The following is a 750-nucleotide window of genomic DNA, read 5'->3' as shown; positions in this document are numbered from 1 at the left end:
CATTATCAGCGTCAAGTTGTTTGTGTGTGGGGCTAGGTTTATAGGTATTTGTCGAAGCTGTCGGGGTAGGCCACGGCCATTTGGTTAATGGCTTGTTTCCAGCCGGAAACTCGGGCTCCTTCCATGAGTCTGCCGGCTGTCGCTGAGACTCGTTTGCCTTGCTTTGCCCTCTTTGCGGCTCGTTTGTCTTCGATGTTGCAGATCATCAACCACAGCGTCTTTATCGCTGATTCATCGTTGGTGAACTGCACCCTGTTGCGGGTAGCTTTACGCAGCTCATTGTTAAACGACTCAATGGAGTTCGTCGTATAGATTACCTTTCTGGCTGCTGGTGGGAACTGCAGAAACGGTACGAAACGCGCCCACGCATCACGCCAGACCTTGACTGAGCGGGGATATTTCTCACCCAGCTCGGAGGCTTCAAATTCGTCTAAAGCAACCTGTGCTGTGGGCTCGTCCGTGGCAGTGTAAATCTTTTTCAACGCGGCTGATACGCCCCGGCGATCCCCGTAGGCTACCCACCGGTTAGCGGCGCGAATCAGGTGCACGATACAGGTTTGCACCATAGAGTTCGGCCAGGTTGCCTCAACTGCCTCTGGCAGGCCTTTCAGCCCGTCACAGCAGACGATAAAGACGTCCTTGACCCCACGGTTAGAAAGATTGGCGCATACCTGCGCCCAGAATGAAGCGCCTTCTTCCTTGGCAATCCACAATCCTAAAATGGCTCTTCCGGTTTTAGAGTGCATTGAT

The 750-nt window shown here is 53.2% G+C and carries 1 protein-coding gene; it reads right to left on the bottom strand.

Going from position 1 to position 750, the window contains the following annotated elements; all coding sequences use genetic code 11:
* Positions 1-38: 38 nt before the first annotated feature.
* On the bottom strand, positions 39-750 hold a 712-nt coding region (locus HMPREF3153_RS10220; RefSeq protein ID WP_141740946.1), incomplete at its 5' end, for an IS256 family transposase.

It is taken from the genome of Corynebacterium sp. HMSC06C06, assembly GCF_001807295.1.
In the GTDB taxonomy this organism is placed as follows: domain Bacteria; phylum Actinomycetota; class Actinomycetes; order Mycobacteriales; family Mycobacteriaceae; genus Corynebacterium; species Corynebacterium striatum.
The sequence above is the reverse complement of the archived record's forward strand: the minus strand, read 5'-3'. Positions and strand labels throughout refer to the sequence as shown.